7 protein-coding genes are annotated in these 6197 nt (G+C 59.3%); 4 read left to right on the forward strand and 3 right to left on the reverse strand.

Features of this window, described 5'->3' with window-relative positions; genetic code table 11:
• The 3 genes from ABVT36_RS14670 to erpA all read left to right on the forward strand — a co-directional run bounded on the left by ABVT36_RS14670 (position 1) and on the right by erpA (position 1722).
• Positions 1 to 744, forward strand: a complete 744-nt coding sequence (locus tag ABVT36_RS14670) for a DUF6776 family protein (protein WP_368457206.1) — start codon at positions 1 to 3, stop codon at positions 742 to 744.
• Between the two features lie 65 nt (positions 745 to 809).
• Positions 810 to 1220, forward strand: a complete 411-nt coding sequence (locus tag ABVT36_RS14675) for a polymer-forming cytoskeletal protein (protein WP_368457207.1) — start codon at positions 810 to 812, stop codon at positions 1218 to 1220.
• A gap of 148 nt (positions 1221 to 1368) precedes the next feature.
• The gene (gene erpA / locus ABVT36_RS14680; RefSeq protein ID WP_368457208.1) at positions 1369 to 1722 is read left to right on the forward strand and encodes an iron-sulfur cluster insertion protein ErpA; all 354 of its coding nucleotides are present in this window, start codon (positions 1369 to 1371) and stop codon (positions 1720 to 1722) included.
• A gap of 35 nt (positions 1723 to 1757) precedes the next feature.
• On the opposite strand, the gene ABVT36_RS14685 is transcribed toward erpA, so the two are convergent.
• Genes ABVT36_RS14685 through ABVT36_RS14695 form a run of 3 tightly spaced genes read right to left on the reverse strand, consistent with a single transcriptional unit; the run spans position 1758 to position 4537 of the window.
• A complete protein-coding gene (locus ABVT36_RS14685; protein ID WP_368457209.1) occupies positions 1758 to 2867 on the reverse strand; it encodes an anhydro-N-acetylmuramic acid kinase in 1110 nt (369 codons plus the stop codon).
• Positions 2868 to 4247, reverse strand: coding sequence for a peptidoglycan DD-metalloendopeptidase family protein (locus ABVT36_RS14690; protein ID WP_368457210.1), 1380 nt, complete (start codon positions 4245 to 4247; stop codon positions 2868 to 2870). It lies immediately after the preceding gene.
• Between the two features lie 56 nt (positions 4248 to 4303).
• Positions 4304 to 4537 carry a hypothetical protein gene (locus tag ABVT36_RS14695; protein ID WP_368457211.1) on the reverse strand — a complete coding sequence of 78 codons (234 nt, stop codon included), beginning with the start codon at positions 4535 to 4537 and terminating at the stop codon, positions 4304 to 4306.
• Here ABVT36_RS14695 and tyrS point away from each other — a divergent pair.
• Positions 4521 to 5825: a tyrosine--tRNA ligase gene (gene tyrS, locus ABVT36_RS14700; protein WP_368457212.1), complete on the forward strand. Its 1305-nt coding sequence runs from the start codon at positions 4521 to 4523 to the stop codon at positions 5823 to 5825. The genes ABVT36_RS14695 and tyrS overlap by 17 nt on opposite strands.
• The last annotated feature ends 372 nt before the right edge of the window (positions 5826 to 6197 follow it).

A 6197-nucleotide genomic window follows, 5' to 3' on the forward strand; every position in this document is an offset into this window, starting at 1 on the left:
ATGGCGCACAAAGTTAAAGGCAGCAAACAGTACCGTATGAAGGTGGTGCGGCACCGCCCCTTCGCCGGAACCCTGTCCGTGGTGGGGATGGCGCTACTGCTGCTGGGGACATCCGCCGCGGCTTATTACGCCGGCCAATACCATCTGCGGCGGGGCCTCGACCAGAAGACACTCGCCCATGAGCAGGCGGTGGAAACACTGAACCGCCTCAAGCGCGAGAATGAAGCGCTGCGGCTGCGGGTGGCCACCGCAGAGCAGTCTCTGACCATCGGGGAAAGGGCGGGTGAAAAGGTTCGCGAGGAACTGGTGGAGCGGGAAAGCCGCATTGCCGAACTGAAGCAGGAAATCTCCTTTTACCGGGGCTTGATGGCCCCCACCGATGGTAGCGAAGGGGTTTCCATCGGCCGCTTCAGTCTCTCCCATACCGCTGACCCCCGCCGCTTTCAGTACAAGTTACTGGTACAGCAGTCGACAATGCGACACAGTGTGGTGACCGGCCAGGCAACTTTTACCGTGGTGGGCGATCAGAATGGGGAGCCTATGCGCTACCCCCTCAGCGAGCTTTCACTGCAGGTGGATAACGAGAAGATACCGCTGCGCTTCAAGTACTTCCAAAATATCGAGGGCGAGCTACAGTTGCCCGAGGGCTTTGTCCCCGAGGGTGTCGAGCTGTCGCTTAAATCGAGCGGGCGCAAGGGTTTCAATATAGAGCAGCGCTACGGCTGGCTGGTTCAGAAAAGCTAGCCGCGGGGCTGCAAACAAGAGGTTTTGATTGGGTTATGTTGAGAAAGAAAGAGAAGACGACAACTATGGCGAATTCCGGAAACAACAACACGACATTAATTGCGCGCCAAACCGAGGTGTCCGGGGATCTGCATTTCCGCGGCAACCTGGTGATCGAAGGCAAGGTGAAGGGCAATGTCAGCGCTCACAGTGACAGTGACGCGCGACTGCAGATCGTCGACGGGGGCATGGTGGAAGGCGAAATCCGCGTGCCGCACGTGGTGATCAACGGCAACGTCAAGGGAGACGTTTATGCTGTTCGCCACCTGGAGCTTTCGTCCAAGGCGATGGTGGAGGGCAATGTCCACTACAAGCTGATCGAAATGGTCAAAGGTGCCCAGGTCAATGGCTCCCTGGTCTCCAACATCGATATCGACGGCACCGGTGAGCCGCGCATGCTGGAATATGTGGAAGAGGCCGTTGGCGAAGCGGACTAAATTGGATTGACGGCTTCAAGTACCGGCGCAAGTCGCACTTGGAGTCCGGTAATACTTGACTATTTTAATTGGGTTTAGCAAGATGCGGATCGGGCCATGCCCCCTGTGCTCACGCAAAGTGTGGGCGCAACCCTGCTGAGAGAGGCCTATGTCAGAAGCTGTATCTTTTTCTCCCGACCCGCTGAACGTGACCGATCAGGCTGTTGCCAAGGTGAGAAGCCTGCTGGAAGAAGAGGGCAACCCGCAGCTTAAGCTCCGGGTTTTCGTCACTGGTGGTGGCTGCTCCGGTTTCCAGTATGGGTTTACCTTTGACGAGCTGGTGGCCGAGGACGACACCCTGGTGGAAAAGGGTGGGATTCAGGTGCTGGTGGATGCCATGAGCTATCCATACCTGGTGGGTGCCAGCGTGGACTATGAGGAGGGGCTTTCCGGATCCCGCTTTGTGGTCAACAATCCCAACGCCTCCACCACTTGCGGCTGCGGCTCCTCCTTTTCGATCTAGCCCTGTTCACAAGCCCTGCTGCCTCCCCTCCCTGTTCAGGCAGGGTAGATGCCTCCCAGCACCGTTTTGGCGCTCGCGCCGGTTACATCCGGGCAGTTGCCGGGCAGGCCCCGCAGCGCCTGGCGCGCGAGCCAGGCAAACCCCGCGGCTTCCAGCCAGTCCGCATCCAAACCGTAGCTGCCGGTGTCGGCGATCGACCAGCCTGGCAGGTGGCGGCCCAGGCGTGCCAGCAGATCCCTGTTGTGGGCGCCACCCCCGCAGATCAGCAACTCACCAGCGGCGGCAAATCCCCGCACAGCGTCTGCGATACTGGTCGCCGTCAATTCCGCCAGTGTCGCCTGTATATCCTCCGGTGGGAGTTCCAGCTTCGCACAGGCGCGCTCCAGCCAGTCGGCATTGAAATGCTCGCGCCCGGTACTCTTGGGGGGCGCCTGGATAAAGTAGGGGTCATCCCCCATGCGCCCGAGAAGTCCGGGATTTACCCGCCCGGAGGCGGCCCAGGCGCCATCCCGGTCGAAGGCCTGGCCCCGGTGGAGATTAACCCAATAGTCCAGCAGCACATTGCCCGGGCCGGTGTCGTAGCCGCGCACGCCGCCATCAGCGGGCAGCTCAGTGATATTGGCCATACCGCCGATATTGACCACGGCACGGTCACCTGTGCCCGCAAACACCGCCCGGTGGAAGGCCGGCATCAGTGGTGCCCCGTGGCCGCCCAGGGCCATGTCCCGCCGGCGGAAGTCGGCCACGGTAGTGATGCCGGTCAGTGCGGCAATGGTACTGGGGTCGCCCAATTGCGTGCTGAAGGGCAGGGTCACCGACCCCGGCGGCCTGTGTCTCACTGTCTGGCCGTGGCTGCCAATAGCCGTGATATCAGCGGCTCTTACTCCCGCCTGGTTCAGCAGTTGGTTACAGGCCTCGGCGAAAGTTTGCCCCAGTTGCCGGTCCAGCTGGCCCGCCCGGTCGAGTTCTGAGGGACCGGGCGCGCACAGGTCCAGAATTTCCCGGCGCAGCTCTGCTGCGATGGGATGCCCCAGGGCAGCCACTATCTCCGGCTTGATCGGATCCTGTTCATCGAGTCGCACCAGTACCGAGTCGATGGAGTCGACGCTGGTGCCGGACATCAGGCCGACAAAGAGTTCAGCCATTCAGTTGACACTTGAGTCGTTGTCGGCATGGCTGCTCTGGGCCAGAGCCGGCTGTTGGTAGCCTTCCAGTTGCGCCAGCAACGGCTGGGTCTGTGCTTTAAAGCGCGCCATTTCCGCGGCGGGAACCGACTTCGCCTTGGGCAGTTTGCGCACAATGGTGGCGGGGTTGCGGTGGCGCCCATTGACCAGGAATTCGTAGTGCAGATGGGGGCCGGTGGCATAGCCGGTGGAGCCGACAGTACCGATCACCTGGCGCTGCTTCACCCGCTGGCCCCGCTTCACCTTGCGTTTATTCAGGTGCAGATAGCGGGTTACATAGTGCTCGCCGTGCTGGATAAACACATAGTTGCCGTTGGGTTTGCTGTAGCCGGATGCGATCACGCGACCGTCGGCGGTGGCGTACACCGGAGTGCCCCGGGGGGCCGCATAGTCGGTGCCATTATGGGGGCGGCGGACCTTGAACACCGGATGCAGGCGCCGCGGGTTGAAGGAGGAGGAGATGCGAAATATATCCAGCGGCGTGCGGATAAAGGCTTTGCGCATACTCTTGCCTTCAGGGGTGTAGTAGTTGGCGTCGCCCTGGCTGTCGATGTAGCGCACGGCACTGTAGGTTTTGCCCTGATTGGTAAAGCTGACTGCGAGGATTGGGCCATTGCCGATCTTTTCCCCTTCGACAAACTCTTCGTCAAAGGTGACGTTGAAGCTGTCGCCCTTGCGGATGTCCAGCACAAAATCGATATCCGAGCTGAAGATATCCGCCATTTCCATAATCAGGTTCTGGCTCAGACCGGCTGCACTTCCGGCGACAAACAGCGAGCTTTCAATCTCCCCGTGCCGGTAGGCGGTATAGTTGTCCGGCTGGCGCTGGTGCAGCGCATACTGGTAAATACCCGCATTGTCGCGGGTAAATTCCACCAGGTTCAGGCGATCCCTATGCAGCTCCAGGCTTTGCAGCTGTCCGTCGCTGTTGGTGTGGAAGGTCAGCTCTTCCCCCGGGGTCAGCCGGGCCAGATGCTTGGCCTCGGGATTGCTGCCCAGAAGCTCGTACATTTGCGCTATTTCCACATCCGCGCGCTGGAACAGGTCCGACAGGGTGTCGCCACTGCGGATTTGCAGTGTCCTGGCGCTCAGATTCTGTGGTGGTGCCTCCTCTGCTGCCTGCCTGGAGGAGGGGGCCTGCCCCAGTTCCGGCGGCTGCTCCGTCGCCGGCAAATTCACCGGGAGAGAGTGGCGTTTTGCCTGTACCTCGGGGGTGGAGAGGGCCACTGCCAGGACCAGGGCGCAGCCGGCCAATCCGGCTGTCAGGGCATGGGTACGGGGGAAATACCGGCGCACGGCAGCCGGCAAACGTTGCTGTGTCGATTTGCGATGATTCTGCATGGACTTATACGGTGACGCTGCTGTTGTTTTTTATCGGAGATTTCAGTTTGAAGTGTCTAAAAAACAAACATCGAAGCGGCTTTATAGCAAAATTTCTGCCGCGATTCACGGAATAATTGACCGGTGTTTTCATAGCAGGTTCCTTCCCGCACAGCTTTGCTGCTGGTGACGGCGCCCGTCGCGCGCTTGTATTTACTGCAAACTTCGGTAATGTTGCAGCGCATTTTGCCGCCGGCCGGCGGTGGTTTCACATTCGGGTAATGAGAGGAAAGTATGGCTGGGGTCGACATGACACTGCTGGAAGACCTGAACCGTCGCGAATTGATCAATCAGGCGACTGGTGACGGTGAGTTGGCGCAGCACTTGTCGGAGAGCCGAACCCTGTATTGTGGCTTCGACCCCACCGCGGATTCCCTTCATATAGGCAGTTTAGTCCCCCTGCTGACGCTGAAGAGGTTTCAGGCGGCGGGTCACAAACCCATCGCGCTGGTCGGTGGAGCCACAGGTCTGATCGGCGACCCCTCTTTCAAAGCGCAGGAGCGCAGTTTGAACACCCCGGAAGTGGTTGCCGGCTGGGTGGAGAAAATCCGTACCCAGGTATCCGGGTTCATCGACTTCGAATGTGGTGAAAACAGTGCCGTCGTCGCCAATAATCTCGACTGGACCCAGGATCTCAGCGTGCTCGATTTCCTGCGGGACATAGGAAAACATTTCTCCGTCAACAACATGATCAACAAGGAGTCCGTAAAACAGCGTATTCAGCGCGAGGGTGAAGGCATCTCCTTCACTGAGTTCTCCTATATGCTGTTGCAGTCGATGGACTTTTCCGAACTCTTCCGGCGCCACGCCTGCACCCTGCAGATCGGCGGCTCGGACCAGTGGGGCAACATCACCGGTGGCGTCGATCTGACCCGCCGCCAGCATCGCGCCAAGGTGTTTGGCCTGACCCTGCCCCTGGTGACCAAGGCGGATGGCACCAAATTTGGGAAAACCGAGAGCGGAACCATCTGGCTCGACCCCGGACGCACCAGCCCCTATGCCTTTTACCAGTTCTGGCTGAATACCGCCGATGCCGACGTCTACAGGTTTCTGCGCTACTTCACCTTCCTCAGTGTCGATGAGATTGCTGCCATCGAAGCCGCCGACCGAGAAGGTGCCGGCCGGCCCCAAGCCCAGGGGATTCTGGCGCGTGAGGTTACCCAGCTGGTACACGGTGAAGAAGGGTTGGCCGCCGCCAAGCGTATCTCTGCCGCGCTGTTTTCCGGTGATATCGATGCACTGTCTCCCGGTGACCTGGAGCAGCTGCGCCTCGATGGCCTTCCCTCCTCGGCGCTGCCCGCGGACTTTGATGGACAGAGCCTGATCAGCCTGCTGGTGGATGCGGGCATGGCGCCTTCCGGTAAACCGGTCAAGGATGCCCTGGGGCGCAGTGCCGTGCTGGTCAATGGCGCGGCAATCGGCATGGACAGCAATGGCGACCCGGCTGGAGTGTTCAGTGACGGCAGGGCCCTGCATGATGACTACTTTGTGGTCCGCCTGGGCAAGAAGAAATACCACCTGTTTTTTCGTCCGAATTGATGGTTTTTTGACCGCTCGGTCCCGATGACAATCTTTTTCACCGTTTTGTCATCAAAGTGCTTGCGCGGTTAAGTCTGAGTGCGTATAGTTCGCGCCCTCGCTGCTTGAGAAGTGGCGATTGACGGCTCCAACTGATTGATTTTGTTGAGAAAATTTTTCAGTAAAAAGGCTGTCAAATAAAGAGGAGGAGTGTAGATGCACACCTCCCGCAGGCATCAGGAGCTTTGTCTTTTGAACCTGTTTTGGCCTCGCAGAGAGGCCGTTGGGTTGTTGAAGAAGTGCGTTTAAGTACTTGTTTCGGTGGCCCGGATGTGTAGAATACGCGTCCCGCAGTTAGAGCCTGGCGCTCAACTGAGCTGTTTAACAAGACGA

Origin of the sequence: Microbulbifer sp. TYP-18 (genome assembly GCF_040932045.1) — a bacterium.
Lineage (GTDB): Bacteria > Pseudomonadota > Gammaproteobacteria > Pseudomonadales > Cellvibrionaceae > Microbulbifer.

What these genes read in the sequence shown, in the direction of transcription:
- ABVT36_RS14670 (WP_368457206.1), top strand. Translation starts at nt 1, where the DNA reads ATGGCGCACAAAGTTAAAGGCAGCAAACAGTACCGTATGAAGGTGGTG.
- ABVT36_RS14675 (WP_368457207.1), top strand. Translation starts at nt 810, where the DNA reads ATGGCGAATTCCGGAAACAACAACACGACATTAATTGCGCGCCAAACC.
- erpA (WP_368457208.1), top strand. Translation starts at nt 1,369, where the DNA reads ATGTCAGAAGCTGTATCTTTTTCTCCCGACCCGCTGAACGTGACCGAT.
- ABVT36_RS14685 (WP_368457209.1), bottom strand. Translation starts at nt 2,867, where the DNA reads ATGGCTGAACTCTTTGTCGGCCTGATGTCCGGCACCAGCGTCGACTCC.
- ABVT36_RS14690 (WP_368457210.1), bottom strand. Translation starts at nt 4,247, where the DNA reads ATGCAGAATCATCGCAAATCGACACAGCAACGTTTGCCGGCTGCCGTG.
- tyrS (WP_368457212.1), top strand. Translation starts at nt 4,521, where the DNA reads ATGGCTGGGGTCGACATGACACTGCTGGAAGACCTGAACCGTCGCGAA.
- ABVT36_RS14695 (WP_368457211.1), bottom strand. Translation starts at nt 4,537, where the DNA reads ATGTCGACCCCAGCCATACTTTCCTCTCATTACCCGAATGTGAAACCA.